Annotated in this window: 4 protein-coding genes; all 4 read right to left on the reverse strand. The window is 32.1% G+C overall.

Annotation, left to right across the window (positions count from 1 at the left end; all coding sequences use genetic code 11):
* Positions 1–7: 7 nt before the first annotated feature.
* The 4 genes from C4Q29_RS02355 to C4Q29_RS02370 all read right to left on the reverse strand — a co-directional run bounded on the left by C4Q29_RS02355 (position 8) and on the right by C4Q29_RS02370 (position 20,417).
* Positions 8–4,594, reverse strand: a complete 4,587-nt coding sequence (locus C4Q29_RS02355; protein ID WP_103981227.1) for a beta-N-acetylglucosaminidase domain-containing protein — start codon at positions 4,592–4,594, stop codon at positions 8–10.
* 85 nt (positions 4,595–4,679) lie between these two features.
* Positions 4,680–9,062 (reverse strand): family 20 glycosylhydrolase, encoded by a 4,383-nt coding sequence (locus C4Q29_RS02360; RefSeq protein WP_103981228.1) that lies wholly within the window; start codon positions 9,060–9,062, stop codon positions 4,680–4,682.
* A 62-nt stretch (positions 9,063–9,124) separates the two neighbouring features.
* Positions 9,125–13,939, reverse strand: a complete 4,815-nt coding sequence (locus tag C4Q29_RS02365) for a discoidin domain-containing protein (protein ID WP_103981229.1) — start codon at positions 13,937–13,939, stop codon at positions 9,125–9,127.
* Between the two features lie 61 nt (positions 13,940–14,000).
* Positions 14,001–20,417: a glycosyl hydrolase family 95 catalytic domain-containing protein gene (locus C4Q29_RS02370; protein WP_159459188.1), complete on the reverse strand. Its 6,417-nt coding sequence runs from the start codon at positions 20,415–20,417 to the stop codon at positions 14,001–14,003.
* Positions 20,418–20,435: the final 18 nt, after the last annotated feature.

Here is a 20,435-nt window from a genome sequence, read left to right on the forward strand (position 1 = left end):
TATCTTACTAATTTTTCTTCTTCTTTGAAGAAAATACATAAGCACCAACTGATGCTAATAACATTACTGACATCATTGCTATACCAGCATCATTTGTCTTTGGTCCCTTACTTGGTTTTGTTGGACTTTGAGGACTTTGTTCTTGACTTGTTTTATCTACTACAGGTTTTTCATCTTTTTTCACTTCTTTTACGAATGTAAATTTAGAGAACCTATCCCACATAAATTCAATTTTACCGTCTTTTATTTCAAAGTCTGTTACTTCTATCAATTCTCCTTCATGAATTGTCCATATGCTTAGCTTATCAGCTTTAGTTAAGTTAAAGTCTTTTAGCTCCACTTCTACCAATTCTTTTTCTTCTAATTTTGATAGCTCTTCACCCTTACTATTTAAGGCTCTGATATCAAATATCTTGAATTGGTAATCCTTGTATCTTTCTTTTACTTTCGCTTCTAAGTCTTTGTGTAGGCCAAATAGATCTTTTTCTTTATCAGAAATATCTGTTACATCTATTCTGATTTCATCTTCTTTAGTTTCTTCTGGAGTTTCTGGTTGTCCAGGTTGATCAGGTGTTCCAGGTTCTCCAGTTTCTCCAGGTACTTCCTTATCAGTTTCTTCTGGTGTTTCTGGTTCTTCTTTATCGGTTTCGCCAGGCACTTCAGGCTCTTCCTTATCAGTTTCACCAGGTACTTCCGGCTCTTCCTTGTCGGTTTCGCCAGGCACTTCTGGTTCTTCTTTATCGGTTTCGCCAGGTACTTCTGGCTCTTCCTTATCAGTTTCACCAGGTACTTCCGGTTCTTCCTTGTCTGTTTCACCAGGTACTTCCGGCTCTTCCTTATCTTTTTCTCCAGGTACTTCTGGTTCTTCCTTATCTGTTTCTCCAGGTACTTCTGGTTCTTCTTCTGTTTCTTCTGGGTCTTTCTTATCTTCTAAAGCTTCATATGCCTTATTTAGATTTTCTAAAGCTTGGTCAATTTCATCTTGTGACAAATCTTCTTTTTCTAATACTTCTTTAGCCTTAGTTAAAGCATCTTCTAAGTTCGCTAAAGATTCTTCAGTTTTAGATTCTTTTAATTCATCAAATTCTTCATTTATAGATGCAATCTTATCTTCTAAGTCTTTTTTATTTAGTTCATCTTCTGTTTCTTCAACTACTTCTTGACTTAAAATAATTTCATGTATATTTCTTGAAGCTTCATCCCATGTTAATTTAACAGCTAAAACATGGTCATATTTACTTGCATCTATCTTTTTGAATGTGTCATCTAATTCACCTAGGTCAACCCAGTTTTCTTTTTCATCCATAATAGATAAGTTCATTTTTTCAGAACCTGAAGTTAGGATATGGATTGATTTGAAGTCTGTTGGCTTATCAATATAGTAGATTAATTCACCAGCTTCATTAGCCTTATATAATGTCATGATATTTCCATCAGTTAATGCTAACTTATTATTCTTTTGACTTTCTGCTGTTGTTACTTGAATAGCAGGTTTTTTAGATTTTGGTAAGTATTGACCATCGTTCAATAGAATTTCATTAAATCTTACCCACTTATCATCCCCAGGTTTATTTTTAGTTATTTCAAATTTGATATAACGCACTGGTTTAGCTTCAAATTTAGATTCTTTATAGTTAAATGAAACATCTTTACTTGGGAATGCTGATGCATTGTATTCTACATTGTCACCTGCATCAATAGTTAAAACACCTTCCCAGTTTTTGTTATCATCACTTACACTTACCTTTCCATATCTAATAAAGTCATGCTCACTGTCATCAACAATCATTCTAATCTTTTCTAAAGATATAGTTCTACCCAAGTCATAAGTAGCATACTTACCAGCATGTTGTGAGTTTTTGAACCATGCTTTAGTATTTAGATTTTGGTCAAAGGCTGCTAGTTCATTTGATTTATCACTATAGTTTGTTGCAATAAGTCTAATTGGACTATAGTCAGAAGTTTTAACTTTTAATGCTTCATTTAATGAAATATCTTCTTGACCATTATTAATTAAACGTACATATCTAGCACTCTTGTCAGCATCTAACTTATCATGGTAAACAACATTATTTTTAGAATATTCTAATTTTAACTTAGAATTATTTTCAACATTTTCAATTTCCTTAATTTCACCTAAGTCAATACCAATATATTGTCCTGGTTTTAGAGTTTTATTTACCTTGTCAAGGATAAATTCATCTCCATTTACCATAGCTTGCATATTTTTTAATTCATCCACATTAGTAAAGGTAGCTGCACTTCCTGTACTTGATACATTAAATTCTCTAATACTTGCCCATACATTTACTTTTTCTAAGTTTCTAAATCTTATATATTTAGCTTGGATGCTTTCTTCAAGATGAATATCAACATCTTTACCGCTTGCTACTTCTTGTATAGGTGTATAATTTACACCATCAGTAGAATACTCAACAACAGCCTTGCCAAAAGTATCTTTTGGAGCACTATTTCTACCTTGTTTTATACTTATATTATTGATGTTTGCAACTTTGTTTAATTCCACTCCTACATAAGATCCAACATCTAAGAAGTCACCATTTTTACTATAAACAGTTATAGCTGTAGATACATCACCATCTACCATCTTAGACATATCACCATTAGCCGGATCATATGTTCTAAGCATGTCGCTTGCATAGAAACCTTTTAGTGATAAGTTGTCTTGATTAGTATTTTCATCTTGTTTATATAATTCTTCATTTAGCTTTTCTTTGATAACTTTATTAATTAATGGGCTAATTAATTTTGATCCTGGATCAGCATAAACAGTTTGATTTTTGATATGAGGAGCCTTATGAGTTTTAGATTTTTCTAAATACTTGTTTCCTTCAGCAAACTTACCCCATTTTGCAGACATGTCTTCTGAAGCTACAGCTTCCATAAATAGCTTTCCAGCCTTTAATAATTCTTCAAAAGAATCTAACCATGGTTTCATTTCTTCTAAAAGAATTTCATTCTTACTATTTGTTCTTAATGAATCTATAGAGCTTAAGATTCCATCAAATTCTTTTGTTAATTTTTCAGTTGCTTTATTTAGAGCTACTTTATCATTTGATTTAAGCGCATCTTTATATTCATTAATTAAAGCTTCAATATTTTGTGATTCTGGTAATACTAAACCATGACCACTTGGACTTACATCTTGTAAGTGATTAGCAATATTTCTCAAATCTTTTGCTGCATTTGGTTCAACATATTCAAATGAATCACTCCATGATTTATCAGCATCAAAGTTATCAGTATTCCATGAATAGTCAGCAACGGCAAATATAGCTACTTTACTTGCTTGACCTTGTTGCATAGGATTTGTAACTAAACCAGCTAAGTTTTTAGTACCTTTTTTCAATACAGATCCAGGTCCCATCAACAATCTTTGTTGGTGGTAGTCATTTACTGGCCAGTTTAACCAGAAGTATGGGTTCCTACCTGGGTGACCATCAGTAGTTGATCCCTTTATAAAGTTATCTACAGCGTTTTGGCTTACTGGACTTACAACAGAATTTCCTGTCCAGAATATTTTAATATTGGCAGGAGCCTTATTTAAGATTTTTAATTCTGAATAGTTACCTTGCCATGCATGGTTGTATCCTGCTGGACAAAATAGGACGTCTATTACATCTCCCTTATCTTTTGCCCACTTACTAATATCATTTAATAGTCTCAATAGAACATTTCTATCTAGTGTCCCTACGTCATCTGCAAGGATACCAAATTGACGTACTCCTGCATCATATAATTGTTCGAATTTATTTGTTAGTACTTTAAAATCTGCTTCATAATTATCGAAGTTAAATTTTTGGTTTGACATAAATGGATGTATGGTCCAAACAAATTTGTTATTTGATTTTTTACCTACATCTATTAATTCTTTCACCTTAGCCAATTCTTCTTGTGGATATAATTCTCTCCATTTGCTTGAATGATATGGATCATCCTTAGGAGCAAATATATAGGTATTTGATTTGAAATCTCCACCAAATTCCATCAATGATTTTTTATTTTCATGGCTCCATGGTATACCATAGTAACCTTCAATAAATCCTCTATATTCTACATCAGCATAATCATTTAAAACTAAGTTTCTTAAAGTTGATTGACTTTGGTTAACTATATGTTTTAATGAAGTAACTGCATAAAATAAGTCATTTGCTTCTTTAGCATTTAGATATACCTTTCCATTATCTATAATTAAAATATAGTGGTTAAATCCTTCTTCAGGATATTTTACACCTTTATTATTTATTACTTCGCTTACTCTAGAATCTTCATCATTTAAGCTTAAGATAATATTTGTATATTCTTCTTTAAGGTCTTCATTTTCTAAAATAGTTTTTCCATTAAATACTAATCTTAATTTATCTAAGGTCTCTTTTTCTACCTTATCTGAATAAATTAAGTTTACTTTTTCTTTAATTTCTGTTTGCCCTTCTGAATATTCTAAACTTTGTGGTTTAGGATAAATATTATATTCTTTATTTGTCACATCATTACTTCCAACCGCAAATACATTTCCTATTGGTTGCAAAACTAATGATAGTAACAATAAAAGTGCAAGTATTTTATTTTTCATTATTTCTCCTTCATTTTTATATGAATAGATTTTATACTTTCTTGTTTTTTACGAAGAAAGCATAAAGCCTTCTTCGTAAAATTATTTATTGATTTTCCTTTTTCCTTGAAGACAATACATAAGCACCAACTGATGCTAATAACATTACTGACATCATTGCTATACCAGCATCATTTGTCTTTGGTCCCTTGCTTGGTTTTGTTGGGTTTTGAGGTGTTTCTGTATTACCAGGTTTTCCAGTTTCACCAGGTTGTGTTGGTTTTTCCTTGTCTGTCTCTTCAGAAGATTCTGAATTTTCTTTCTCAGTTTCCTTAGGAGTTTCAGGTTCTTCTTTTTCTGTTTCTTTTGAAGTATCTACTTCTTTTTCTGTTTCCTTAGGAGTCTCAACTTTCTTTTCTGTCTCCTTTGGAGTCTCTACTTCTTTTTCTGTTTCCTTTGGAGTTTCTACTTCTTTTTCTGTTTCTTTTGGAGTTTCAACTTCTTTTTCTGTTTCTTTTGGAGTTTCAACTTCTTTTTCTGTTTCTTTTGGAGTCTCTACTTCCTTGTCTGTTTCCTCTGGAGTTTCAGGCTCTTCCTTGTCAGTTTCGCCAGGTACTTCTGGTTCTTCTGCTTCAGATCTTTCATCAAACCTTAAGTCTAAAATAGCTTTTTTCAAGGATAATTTAATTTGGCCATATTCTATAAAGTCAGATCCTTTATTAGCAATAAATTCTTCAGCTTTTTTAACTTCTTTTTCTAAGTTTTCTTTACTTTCTTTACTAAAGTTTTCTTTTAGAAGTTCTTTAGCTTCTGCTATATATTTTTCTAGTTCTTCATAAGAATTTTTAACATCACCATCTTTTAACCTTATCTCTGCAGCACTACCAAAACCTGCTACAGATTCTAAGAATACTATTCTTACTTTTTTGGTTTCAACAGTATTGAAGTTAATTTCTTTGACACTGTCATCTTGTGCTAATTCACCCTCTGCTATGTCTTTATAATTTTCACCATCATCACTAATTTGAATCTTGTATTTTAGTAGGGTTCCATTATGAGCATTTTTTCTTGGAGTATAGCTAATTCCATTTGTTTTGAATGATTCTCCATCCTTGCGTGAAAGTTCAATCCAATGTGGTTTTTCTACTTCTTGTCCACTTGAATAGTTTGAATGCCACCAAGAATTCATATCGTCATCTAAAACTGCGTTAGCATTTGCATCTCCAGTGGTTCTATTTTCTTCTGATGACGCTTTGGCTTGTAAGTCTTGTCTTGGAATCTCATTTGGATTAGATAAATCCTTTGCTACTAAGTTTTCCAAAGCTTGAATTAGTGCCTGTTCATAACCATCAACTGTATCTTGTGATGTTATTGGTAGGTCTCTTCTTATTCTTGCTATGGTCATTTCTAAAGCTTTTATAGATTCATCTGTATATTGACTTAAGTCAGTTTCTGCTAATTTCAAATAACCATCAACTCTTGAATAGTCCGCTTTTTCATACTTTAATTTTTCTAGTTCTTCTTCGATATCCTTATATAAGTCTTCAATCGCATCTTTATCAGCTTCATATTTTGCAAATAAGTCATTAGCTTTGTTTACTAATTCGCTTAACTTTTCATTTTCTGTAATTTGCAATATTTTTGCTGCTTTTTCAACTAGATAATCAAGTTTCATTGTAGAATTAAAGTCTTTAGTATTTCCTACTCTTAAATCATCTATAAATCCTACAAAGGAATCTGTTTCACTACCTATTTTTTCAACTGGGAACATATTTGTAGCTAACATTTTCTTGTTTTCATATCCTGTTCTATCACCATCACCTAAGGTATCTACTAATTCTCCATTTACATATAGGTCTATTTCATTTAGCCTATTTACAAATTTTAGTTCTACCCATTCATTAATTGGAAGTTTATAGTTAAATGAATAGTCAAATAGCTCTCTTGAAAGTCCAACTTTACCAGTTTTATCTTGAACTGCCATTATCTTTCCATATGGACTTTCAAATAAAACTTGTGGTCTTTCAGAAGCATCTGTTCTTTTTACCTTTACCCTTAAAGTATTTCCTAAGCCTATTGTTTTCAATCCTGTTTTAGCATAGGAATTTTCACTTTCTAAGGCTAAAGCTTTTTTACCGTCTACTTCTTTAATCTTTGAATTTACTAATTCTAATTTTGAATCATTGAAATTTTCATGAAGAATGCTGCCATCTTCAGCTGTATCATTTTTATAATGGAAATCTGTTCTAGGAGCATCTCCTAATTTTGATACAATATTTTTACTTTCTTCAAAAGTTCTATCCTTTTTACCCCATAAACTTGAAGCCATATAAGGGATAGCCTGATTGATTCTATCATATACATCATATTCACTAACACCTGTATCGAATATATCAATCATGTCATTCCAAACTGCAAATCCACCACCAATCATTTGTGGGTCACCATTTGGAATCTTATTTTTGCCGATTACATTTATAGGTTTATCGTATATATGTTTTTGATTCAAGTAATCAAAATAGTATCCTGCATTAGGTACTATATAGTAGTCGCTATCACTAAAGGTTATAAGATCAAAACCATACTCATACATTTCCATCATATTGGCATAATCTTTACTCCATAGGTTTATTTGGTTGCCCTTACCTTCTACAGGAGTCTTTCCTTTTGCGTGACTTAAACTTCCCCAAACTCTTACATCTCTACCCGAAGCTCTTACAAATTTCAACATATCATCTGTAAATCTTCTTAACTCTTCATTTCCTCTAGTGTATTCATCAGCACCAACATGAACAGTAGTGTCTTTGTCAAAGACTGGATTATCACCAGTCATATATTCATTAAAAACTTCTTTTACAAAGGAAATAGACTCATCATACTTTTCTTTCAAGTTAAGCTGATCGTTGCCTCTTCCCTTTGTTGAACTTCTTAAATCAGGTCTTACCTTAGTAAAAGCTAATGAATGAGCTGGAACATCTATTTCTGGTACTATTTCAACTCCTAACTTCCTTGATTCCTTGATAAATTCTCTAAATTCATCTTTAGTATAGTAAGTATCTTTAGATGTTAAATCAGCTTGGTTTAATCCACCTTTTTTGATATCTGATTCTAATCTAAAACCAGAATAGGCTTGCATTGGATCTTTAACCTTTTCTAAAAAGATTAAATTATCATTTAAATGAACATGGAAATCATTCATCTTATACCAAGCCATTTGTTTTAAAGTATCTTTCAAGAAATCTAAACTAAATGGCTTTCTACCAACATCAAGCATAAATGATCTTACTTTGTATAATGGATAATCTCTAGCAATACCATTTGGTATGTGTTTGTCAGTCTTTAGACTTTGTAAGATTGTCCTTGTTGACCAATAAGCACCTTTTTTATCTAAGGCTGCTACACTTATTTTTCCATCTTTAGCTTCTAATAAATATCCTTCTTCACCTAGACCACTGTCCTCTTCTGCTTTAATAAATTGGATTGAACCTTTATTGGTTTGGCTAGAATTTACTATTGGAAGCTCTCTTCCAAATATTTCTTTAAAGTCTTTTTGTAATTCAAGAGCTTGATCCTTAAATTCATTTTCAGAAACAACTATTTCCTTAATTTCAGATAAAGCTATTTGCCCTGTGTATCCCTTCCATTCTTTAATTTCTGGAACAACATTTGGAGCCTTATTATCTTCGTCTGTGACTTTGTATTTACCTGGAACTAATACTTCATGTTCTTCAAATGAAATATCTCCAGAATTACTTACTTTCTTAAAGTTCACCTTTACTTTAGTGTCTACTATTGGTTTATAGATATTTAATTCATCATCTATAATTTGCTTATAGTCGGCACCATTGTATTTCGCTTTATAATCCTTGCTATCTTTTATAACAACTTTTAACTTCTTATCATTTTCAGTTGGCTGAACAACTCCTAGATCTTGAAAATCTTCTTTATTTAATCTTTCATTAAAAACTTCTATTTCGTATAAAGAAATGTTGTTCCAAACTAAAGAGTTGTCAGGATCCTTAGGATCTATTTTTTCAATTAATAATCTTATATATTTAGCCTTATATTTTTTATCAAGGTTTATATATTCTGTAAGTTCACTAGGCCTGCTATCCTTTTTATAAACATCTTGCCAATCTTCATCTTTCATTGGATCGGATAGCTTGTTGGCTATTTGAATTTTGTAATTAACAGCCTTTCTAGTTTCCCAAAATAATCTAATTGTTTCAAACTCTTTTTCTTCTCCCAGGTCAATATAGGCCCAGTTTGGACTCTTATCTACTTGAGACGCCCATCTAGATTTTAGATTATTATCTGTTAACTTATCACCTGTAAAGCTAGTTCCAGCTTCTATTGAATCAACAGTCACCGTTTTATTTGATGCTAGGTTTTGTCTTTCAGCTTTTACTTGATGATTGTTAAATGGTAAGCTTGAAAAAACCATTATAAGTGCTATAAATAGTGATGTTATTTGTCTTAATTTTTTCATTTTTACCTCTTTTTTAACCAAGCGCAACAAAACAAATACTTTATTGTGCTTGATTGTTTACCTTAATCCTTTCTCTTCTTAGAAGATACTAAATAAGCACCAACTGATGCTAACAACATTACTGACATCATTGCTATACCAGCATCATTTGTCTTTGGTCCCTTGCTTGGTTTTGTTGTTGGACCTTGAGGAATTTGAGGACTTTGTTCTTGACTTGTTTGATCTACTATAGGTTTTTCATCTTTTTTCACTTCTTTTACGAATGCAAATTTAGAGAATCTGTCCCACATAAATTGAACTTTACCGTCTTTTATTTCAAAGTCTGTTACTTCTATCAATTCTCCTTCATGAATTGTCCATATGCTTAACTTGTCAGCTTTTCTTAAGTTAAAGTCTTTTAGCTCTACTTCTACCAATTCTTTTTCATCTAATTTTGATAGCTCTTCATTCTTACTATTTAAGGCTCTGATATCAAATATCTTGAATTGGTAATCCTTGTATCTTTCTTTTACTTTCGCTTCTAATTCTTTGTGTAGGCCAAATAGGTCTTTTTCTTTATCAGAAATGTCTTTTACTTCTATTGTGATTTTATCTTCTTTAGTCTCTTCTGGAGTTTCTGGATTTTCAGGAAGTGTTGGTTCTTCCTCAGTTTCCTTTGGAGTTTCAACTTCTTTTTCTGTTTCCTTTGGAGTCTCAACTTCTTTTTCTGTTTCCTTTGGAGTTTCAACTTCTTTTTCTGTTTCTTTTGGAGTTTCTACTTCTTTTTCTGTTTCCTTTGGAGTCTCAACTTCTTTTTCTGTTTCTTTTGGAGTTTCTACTTCTTTTTCTGTTTCCTCTGGAGTTTCTACTTCTTTTTCTGTTTCCTCTGGAGTTTCAGGCTCTTCTTTGTCAGTTTCTCCAGGTACTTCTGGTTCTTCCTTGTCAGTTTCTTCAGGTACTTCTGGTTCTTCCTTATCGGTTTCTCCAGGTACTTCTGGTTCTTCATCTATATTTTCCAATGAATTAATTGCTGAATTTAATGATTCTATTAAATCTTTCATTTGTTCATTAGCTGATTCGTTATCTTTAATATAGTATTCGGAATCTAATAAAGCATTTACAGGATCTTTCACATAGTGAATTTCTTCATTATATGATTCTATATTCAACCAATCTTCAGCCTTTTTAATAGCTTCGTTTAGTTTATCTACACTATCATCGGTTTTTTCTGAAGTATCTACTTCCTTAGCTTCTTTAATTTTTTCTTGCAATTCACTTGTATCAAGCTCTTTAATTAAATCCTTTAATCTTGAATCAAGTAAATTAATTAATTTTTCTAATTCTTTTTCTAAATTTTCAGTTTTTATTTTGTTAGAATTATCTGATAACCATCTTTCCGCATCATTCAATACTGATAATATTGAATTAGCATTTAGATATTTATCTAGATTTTTATCTTTTATTTCATCAACTTTTTCTTGTAATTTGCTTGTATCTAAAAATTCTCGTGGATTTGAAGGATCAGCATAATGTAAATTAATTTCTACAGCACTCGCAAAGTTGTTAGCTTGATTACCATATGATGAATGGTATTCTAATTTAACGAATTTAGCTTCTACTGGATCAAATAATATTTCATGAGAATTTTTACCTGGTTCTAGTGATGGTCCTAGGCTTCCTTTTGCCACTTCAGTAAATTCTTCACCATCATTGCTTACATAAACTACATAATCTTTCAAATTCCCATTCATATTTCCAGGTCTTGGCACATATGAAAGTTTATCTATTTCAGTCTTTTCTTTTAATTCCAAGGTAATGTGTTCAGGATTTTTAGTCAAATCACCTAATCTTCCATTAGACCAATCCGTATGCCACCATGTGTCTAATTTATCATCAATAGCTAGGTGTGGCCCACCCTCTTGTGCACCATTGTGACTTGAACTTGCACTTGCGCCTTGATATTTATCACGGCTTATAACACTGAAATCTTTTATCAATTTGTTGATTTCTATATCTTCTACATCTTTACCTTCAACATTTGTTAGATATCCTGCAACATTTGTTAGAGTTTTAGCTACTAATTTAGACTTTTCATTCCCTTCAAGTTCAGCTTCAAATCTCAAAGTATTTGTAGATGATCCATCTACATAATTGGCTTTGATTTCCTTGTCTTGGTGTGTTAAAACAAGTTCTGCTTGCCCTGTGTTATAGACTTCTTTATCAAATTTAACTAATAAAGTAAGTTTTTTATCTTCAATTTTAGAATCTACTTGTAAAAGTTTAGGACTTTCTTGAGGAAGTTCAACATAATCTTCTTCTTTAGAAGTTAGCCAGTTCCAATCAAATTCAGTATACATTAGATGCTGTCTACTTGTTCCTTCGTAATTTCTTTGCTCTTCATATAATATTGCGAATTTGCCTGGTTCAATTTCACTTATAGCTGAATATGCATAAGCTGTGTTGTTTAACTGCTTCTTACCTATCCAATCTACACTTCCATCCTCATTTAATTTTCCATATTTTACAGATCCATTACTTCTGGCTGGTCCGTCAGGATTTGATATTAAAACATATTCAACCCCATCTTCATCTACATACTTTGTAGCTCCAACCATTGCGCCACCATGGTGTTGTATTGGAATTCTATGGATTTGATCTTCCCAAGTTTCTCCACCATCTTTACTTACAGCATGAACAAGTCCACTATTACTTCTTGAAAACATTACGACTGTTCCATTCTTCATCTCTATTACTTGGTTTTCTGAATTATCCCATCCTAATGTATTTCTTCCTAGGGAATCATTTGTTGCTGTATCTTTTGGAGATTCGCCTCTATGCCATGTCTTTCCATCATCATCTGAGTAAACTACAGCAGCAGCTTCACCACCATTGGCAGAGTTATAGTAGATAGGCATTAATAATCTACCCTTGTATTTTCCGTGTTGTAGTTGGATTCCTGCGCCTGGTCCAGTACCTAAAAACTTCATTTTCTCATCTTTTACTTGAGCTGTTATATCTCTAGGCTGGGTCCATGTCTTTCCATCATCATCTGAATAAGTTAACCATAGGTATGGAGTCATTTGAACTTTGAATCCAGCATCTCCCCTATATACGTTTCCTATTCTTTCATTATTTTTGTATAATTCCCCTAATCTACTAAATGGCTGAACATCGTTTACTACAACCTTATACTCTGTAGGATTATTTTCTGGATCGTAAACAATCCCCTTTTCTCTAACGGTATATTCTTTACCATCTTTTTCTAAAATTTGGTATTTGTTTCCATCAATAGTTTTGTATCCTGTCTTATGTGTTGAAGCCCAATAACTTCCTTCTACAGGGAACATATCTATTAACATGTATACTCTACCAGCATGTTTTCCTTCCATAACCGGTAAAAGAACCATATCTATAACGAATACTGGATTTCCATTGTCATCTAAGTCAATTACATTGATTAATTCATCAAATCTATCTTGGCCTTTTTCTTTTCTTCTAATTACAGCGTCTATATCGCCCCAGTCCATTTCAGTGGTATTTCTTTTATCTGCACCGGCAATTATAGTTCCTTTTTTTGTAGTAATTAATGAAGGTATTCTATAATATGGTGAATCTAAACCTGGATAAAACAATGGCTTAGCTTCAGTTTTTAGGGTTGTTTGTGGATTTGGCCCTAATTTAGATTTTACATTGGTCAATTCTGTCATAGAATTTAATAGGTCTTGGTCTGCACCATCTCCAAAAAGTTCTAATAAATCTATACCACCTGTAAAGTTTTCTCCAACTAAAATTTTATTTATTGAGTTTTTGTCGTTTGAGAATAAAACATTGTTTTCATTTTCTACTCTTATAGTTTTACCATCTAAGGAAACTCTATTTCCACTTTTACCGATTGTCATAGCTAAACTATGCCAACGAGAATTAGATATAGCATTTTCACCTAAACTTATTTCTACAATTTCATCTTCGGCAGTTTTATAAACTAGCTTATTCTCTTTAGCTTTTAGGTATAATTCAGCTTTGTTATCATCTTTACTTAATGAAAGGAGTGTCTGTTTTTCATTACTTTGTGGATTTTCTAATTTAAATCTTGATAGTACAGTTACAGATTCTCTATTTTTTAAGTCTAATGATATGTCTTCTTCTCGTGAAGATTCTTTAGTTAAATCATAGTTTACTCCCTTGAATAAAGTATCCATATTATTTTCAACATAAACTTCATCAAATGAACTATTCACATCCTCATCACTTAAGGCTCTATCAAAAACTTTTACATTTTTCAAGGAGCCATTCATGGTATAGCTATTACCACTTCTTAGGCCACCACCAAATGAAAATATATCTGGATCAACACCTATACCATTTGCCCAAAAGGTTGGGTTTCTAGTCCATTTCTTTCCTTCATATTGTAAATCTAGATTTAATTGATACCTATCATTTTCAAATATAGTAAAGGCAAATTTATGCCAGTTACCATCAGCTATATTCGCATTAAATGTTGTTTTATCTTTAAATTTAAAATTGTTATTATCCCTTATTTCAATACCTATAGTATTTGTATTAGGTATTGCATATACATTAAGATACTGGTTAGTTGATCCATTCTTACCTATATATATTAAGTTATGTATATGGGATGGATTACCACTTATCTTAAATTCTAAAGTAACTGTTACAGATTTTAGATCTTTTATTTTATCTACATCTTTATCTGCATTTAGTCTTGTATTTTTATTGTTTATATCTACTTTTGTTTCTTCATTAGCACTATACATTAATAATGGTTTATGTTTCATTTCTTTTGCATCAACATTAACTATAGTTCTAACTCCGAAAAACGGCATAATTATCGCAAGTGCTATAAGAACACTTAATATTTTATTCTTTATTTTTTGCATGTCGTTTTCCTTTTTATGATTTTTTTACGAAGAAAGCATAAAGCCTTCTTCGTAAAATTAATTATTGATCTTTCTTCTTCCTTGAAGATACTATATAAGCACCAACTGATGCTAGCAACATTACTGACATCATTGCTATACCAGCATCATTTGTCTTTGGTCCCTTACTTGGTTTTGTTGTTGGACTTTGAGGACTTTGTTCTTTGTTTGTTTGACTTACTGCAGGTGTTTTCTCTTTTTTCACTTCTTTTACGAATGCAAATTTAGAGAACCTGTCCCACATAAATTCAACTTTATCGTCCTTTATTTCAAAGTCTGCTACTTCTATCAATTCTCCTTCATGAACTGTCCATATGCTTAACTTGTCAGCTTTAGTTAAGTAAAAGTCTTTTAGCTCTACTTCTACCAATTCTTTTTCTTCTAATTTTGATAACTCTTCATTCTTACTATTTAAGGCTCTGATATCAAATATCTTGAATTGGTAATCCTTGTACCTTTCTTTAACTTTTTCTTCTAAGTCCTTGTGGAGACCAAATAGGTCTTTTTCTTTATCAGAAATATCTGTTACATCTATTGTGATTTCATCTTCTTTAGTTTCTTCTGGAGTTTCTGGTTGTCCAGGTGTTCCAGGAAGTGTTGGTTCTTCCTCAGTTTCCTTAGGAGTTTCAACTTCTTTTTCTGTTTCCTTTGGAGTCTCAACTTCTTTTTCTGTTTCCTTTGGAGTCTCAACTTCTTTTTCTGTTTCCTTTGGAGTTTCGACTTCCTTGTCTGTTTCCTTTGGAGTTTCAGATTCTTCTGGATCTTCCTTATCGGTTTCTCCAGGTTCTTCTGGCTCTTCTTTTTCGGTTTCTCCAGGTTCTTCTGGTTCTTCTTCTGTTTCTTCTGGATCTTTATTATCTTCTAAAGCATCATATGCCTTATTTAGATTTTCTAAAGCTTGGTCAATTTCTTCTTGTTTCAAATCTTCTTTTTCTAAAACTTCTTTAGCCTTAGTTAATGCATCTTCTAAGTTTGCCATAGATTCTTCAGTTTTTGATTCTCTTAATTCTTCTAATTCAGATTCTACAGATGAAATTTTCTCTTCTAAGTCTTCCTTATTTACAGGATCTTCTTCTACAGGATCTTTGTCTGTTATTGTTACTTTTGCTGTTTCAATAAAGCCAACAATAGCATTTTCTGTGATAGGTTTTAGATTTATAGTAAACCATTGGTCACCTGTAATCTTGGTATTTCTTCTTGTCCTTACTTTTGCTGTAGCTTCAGTTTGTCCATCAGCAAAAACTACATCTGTAATTGCTTCTGTATCGAAATCATCTTGGATAGCTGTTCCTGGATTTGGTTCTAATCTAACCTTAAGCTCACCCTTGGAACCACCAACTCTTTTGATTTTCACTTCAATTTCAGAATCTTCTTCCATTGTATAGGCATCTTTTTCAAGACTTGCCATTCCTAACTCATTGTTATTTATGACCATGGCACCTTCAACACCTATAGCCTTAGATTTAACTTTTACCTTCAATACATGTTCTTTATCTTCTAGGTCTTCAGATTCAAAGATAATAGTATTTGTAGTTCTTGGATTTGCTTGTGTATCTATAGTTATGATTTCTCCATCATCAATTTGAACTTCCATGATTCCATGGTTTGGATCTTTTGTACCTACTAGATAAACTTTTGATCCCTTAAATTTAACTTCAAATCTTGCACCGATATTGGCCCATGTATTTGTTCCATTTTGATATTGGGTTCCTGTCTCATCATGCCATAGGCCTTTGAACGTAAATCCTTTATCATTTTCACCTTCTTTATAGATATCTCTTACATCTATATAGTCCATACCATTTGGTAAGACTGAAGGTAACTCAAAACCTTTAGAAGCCTTATATATACCAATTTCAGATAAGATAGGTACTTTTCCTCTTTGAGTTGAAACACTTATTCTCAAATCAGTAGCTTTGATTACTTCTGTTCTAATTAGTCTCTTAGCCCCAATTGTTATTCCTTCATCTATAAGTGTCCAAGCTCCATCACCATTTTTGTATTCTACTTTATAGTTATTAATTTTTTGACCGTATAAAATAGCTTCTTCGATTGAAACAACATCAAATCTTGTTTCTTCTGGTAATTTTATTGTAAGAGTTGCTGAATTTGTATCATCATTTGTAGCCCAGATAGTTTCATCATACTTGTCTAGTAAGTTTTGTGTTGATGTATTTTCTCTAGTATCTGAAGCTGTTATTTTTGTACCTTCTTGTAATAACAAGTTATTCTTAAAGGTATCTCTGATATTTTGACCAAATTCAAGAGTTCTTTCTCTTATTGCATCATCAAGTGAACCTTGATTATTTGGTGGTATATTTAATAGTAATGGTGAATTGTGTCCTACTGAATTAAAGTACATTGTTGCTAGTTCTTCAATGGTTTTTGGTGTATTTTTCTTTGTTCCCCAGAACCATCCAGATGTTATTCTTGCATCTGATTCTGGAACTGTCCATTGGTTACCATTTTCATGTCCTTTATAATAAGCACCATCTTTATTACTATCAATTGTATTTTTTTCATAATTTACTATGGATTTTGACCATGTATTTTTATGAGCATAACCATTTTCATTACCAATCCATCTTACTGTTGTGTAAGCTTCAGCTCCAAAGAGCATTACATCTGAATCATGTCCAGCTTCTTTACCTTGTAATCTTTGAATCGTATCGAAAAATCTCTCAAAGTCATAATCTTGAGCGTTTGCTCCTGACCCTTTGGCTCCATCCATCCAAACTTCTACAAACCTACCTTTATTACCATAATCCTTGTTTCCTAGAATTTCTTCTAGTTGGTTATTGTAAAAGTCATTATAGTCAAGCACGTCTTTTTCTTTACTTGTAGGTCTACCATTTTCGTCATAGTATCCATATGATTTTTCATGTATATCCCATGGTGATAGGTAAAGGCCCATATCTATGTCATATTTACTTGCTTCTTGTGATATTTCTTTTAAGATATCTCCCTTACCTCCTTTATAGTCAGTTGAGGCTATATCATAATCAGTATATTCACTTGGCCAAATAGCAAAACCATCATGGTGTTTTGCTGTTATAATAATCTTCTTAAATCCAGCATCATAAATAGTTTTCACTAGTTTTTCAGCATCGAAATCTTTATCTAAAGTAAATATTTCTCTAGGATGTTTTGTACCATAGTGTTCACCCCATTCAACTTCATTAAAGGTATTTGGTCCAAAATGAACAAAGGCAGCTAATTCGTCTTTTTGATATTTATATTGGTTGCTATTTGGTAAAACATCATCATAGAGAGGATTTTCATTTTCACTTTCATCATCTAAAATCTTGAAGTAGTCTAAAGTTATCTTAGGAATTCCTTCCTTAGGATTTTCTACTACTTGTATTTTAATTTCATGTTCTTTTAATTCTAAACCTGCATAGCTTCCAATTAGCACTGATTTTTCTGTTTCTCCAGGAACGAAGAAATTCAAATCAGTCATCTCTTCTCCATCTATAAACACTTTAGCTTGACCTAAAGCATGTGATTTAATTCCATAAATCTTAATACCTGTACCATAGAACTTAAAGCTTGCAGTACCTGCTTGAACCTTGTCTCCACTTACATTTCTCAAGTCACCATCCATTTGAGTTCCTTTGTATAATAGCGGATCGTCCCATGTAGCATAGGCACTTCCATAACTTATTCTAGGATCCCTGTCATCAATTAAAGGACTATATTTTCCTATAGTCGCTTCTCTAGATGGGTCTGACTCAATATCGCCATATACAGTTATAACTCTATATCTGTATTCTAAGTCAGCTTCTATTTTGTCATCTAAGAATGTAGTTTCATTTGTAGTAAATCTTTCAAGATTTCCCCATGAACCGTCTTTTTGTTTGCTTTCTCTTTGAATAATATATGAACTAGCATCTTCTACTAGATTAAATTTAATCTCAGCTTCATTTTTTGTTAATCTATTTGCTGATATATCTGTAACTACTGCCTTCACAGAACTTACAGTTACTATATCACCAGCATTTGTATTTAATTTTACCTGGTTAGAATTTACTTGTTCTTTATCAGTTACTTCCTTACCATTTACTTTTATTTCTGCTGTAGCAATGTTAGGATATTCTATTACTAATTCTCCACCCTTGTTGGATTTGATTTCTGCATTTTTTAGTAATTTGTTTTCCCAATCCATTTTCACTTCAAAGTTGCCCCTAGCCATTATTCCTTCTACGGAACCCTTGTTCCAAGCATCAGGAATAGCTGGTAGCAATTGAACTCTTCCTAAATGAGATTGAACTAACATTTCAGCTACACCACTTGTTGCACCCAAGTTACCATCAATTTGATATGGAGGATGGGTATCCCACAAGTTATCATAGGTTGAATTGATCAATTGTTCTGACAATAATTTATGAGCCCTATTTCCATCTAATAGTCTTGCCCATAGATTAATCTTATTGGCCTTTGACCAACCTGTACCTTCATCTCCTCTATCATTTAAGGTAGCTCTTGCAGCCTTCATCATTTCTTCATTGTCTGTATCAAATAAAGAACCTGGGAATAATCCAACTAAATGTGATATATGTCTATGTCTTGGTTGAGCATTAGGATTAAATCCTTTACTATCCTCTTCATACCATTCTTTTACCATACCAGCATTGTTCACATGTAGTGGTTTTAACTTATCTTGTTTTTCTTTAACTTCTTTAGCCAATCCTTGGTCTACACCTAATTTTCCTGATGCTTCTATGAAATCTGTAAATAATTGGTAGATTAATGATTGGTCAAAGGTATTACCTATAGTTATAGGTCCGTGTTCTGGTGAATATGATGGTGATGATACATATCTATCTGAACTTGCATCATATTGTAAAAATGAATTCCAGAATTTTGCTGTTTCTTTTAGCATTGGATAAATCTTATTTTTTAAATATTCTGTATCATTTGTATACCTATAATAGTCATATACATTTTGCATTATCCAAGCATTAGCAGCTGGTGACCAACCCCAATAATAGTCCCATCCTGGAGTTGTCCATCCAAATGGTGTAACTTGAGTATGAGCCAACCAACCATTTTCTTCACCTTGTCCTGAATGTATTCCTGCGTATTCTCTAGCTGCCACTCTACCGTAATATCTTAAATCATCAACAAAATTAACCAATGGTAGGGCTGTTTCAGTTAAATTTGTGCTGTAGGCAGGCCAATAATTCATTTGTAAGTTTACATTCATATGATGATCTGAATTCCATGGTGGATTGTCAATAGCATTCCATACACCTTGCAAGTTTGCAGGTAAGGCATTTTTATCATCTCTAGAAGAGGATATTAATAAATATCTTCCATATTGGAAAAATAGCTCTTCTAAATAATTACCTTTTGAAGATTTATATTCTCTTAACAATACATCTGTATCTCTATTATCTTGTTGAGATACATTTAACTTAACTCTATCGAATAAGTTCTTATAATCTGTAATGTGATCATTTTTAATTTCATCGTAAGATTTTTTACTTGCATTCTTTGCAGTTTCTACTACATATTTTTCTACATCTATGTCTTTATCTCTATAATTTGTACTATGGTCTAAAGCATAATCAGTTTTTGCTGACTGTATTAAGTTTACATAAGTCGCATTTTTGATTACTAATTTTTGTTCTTGAACTTCCTTAGTTCCGTCAGTATCTACTAAAACATAGGAGGCAAAGTTCATATCATTATCTTTAACTTTTCCTGTAAGCAATAAACCATCATTTTCAGCTTTTGTACTTCCTGTTTTGAAGTCTGATTGACCACTATAGTCCCATGGACCATGTCTAGCAGTGTCATTGTTTAATTTCAATTCTAGGCTTAGGTCCATATTTTTCGGACCATCTTTTGAAAGTCTTGTAACTGCTACATTGTCAGGTTTTGATACAAAGGATTCTCTTGTGAACTTTGTATCATCTTGGCTATAATTTACTCTATGTATAGCAGAACTTATATCCAAACTTCTTTGATAATCTTTAGTAGCTGAACTATCTTTTTTCTGATTTGTAAAATCGATTAAAATATCACCAAAGTTTAAATATCTACCATATTGAGAATTATTAGGACCTACAAGATTAGTTTCAGCTAGGTGTCTAGCTCTAAGTAAGTTTCCTTTTTCTAAGGCCTCTCTGATTTGAGGTATATATTTATATTTATCAGTATAGTTTCCACCATTATAGTCTTTTGAATCAGGCATTGGACCACCAGACCATAAGGTCTTTTCATTAAACTGAATTCTTTCTTTTCCTATTAATCCAAATAATTTATTACCTATAGTACCATTACCTATAGGCAGTGCTTCTCTTTCCCAACCATGATAAGTTTCTGCAGCTGGTTTAGAGTATTTTAATGTATAAGTTCTGTCATTTGATGTAGACTTTGTATTACTCGCTAAGACCCCTGATGTGGATGTCATGACCAATGTAAAAGCTAACAAAGCGCTTCCTATCCTTTT

The sequence above is a fragment of the Helcococcus massiliensis genome, assembly GCF_900258485.1.
GTDB classification, from domain to species: Bacteria; Bacillota; Clostridia; order Tissierellales; family Peptoniphilaceae; genus Helcococcus; species Helcococcus massiliensis.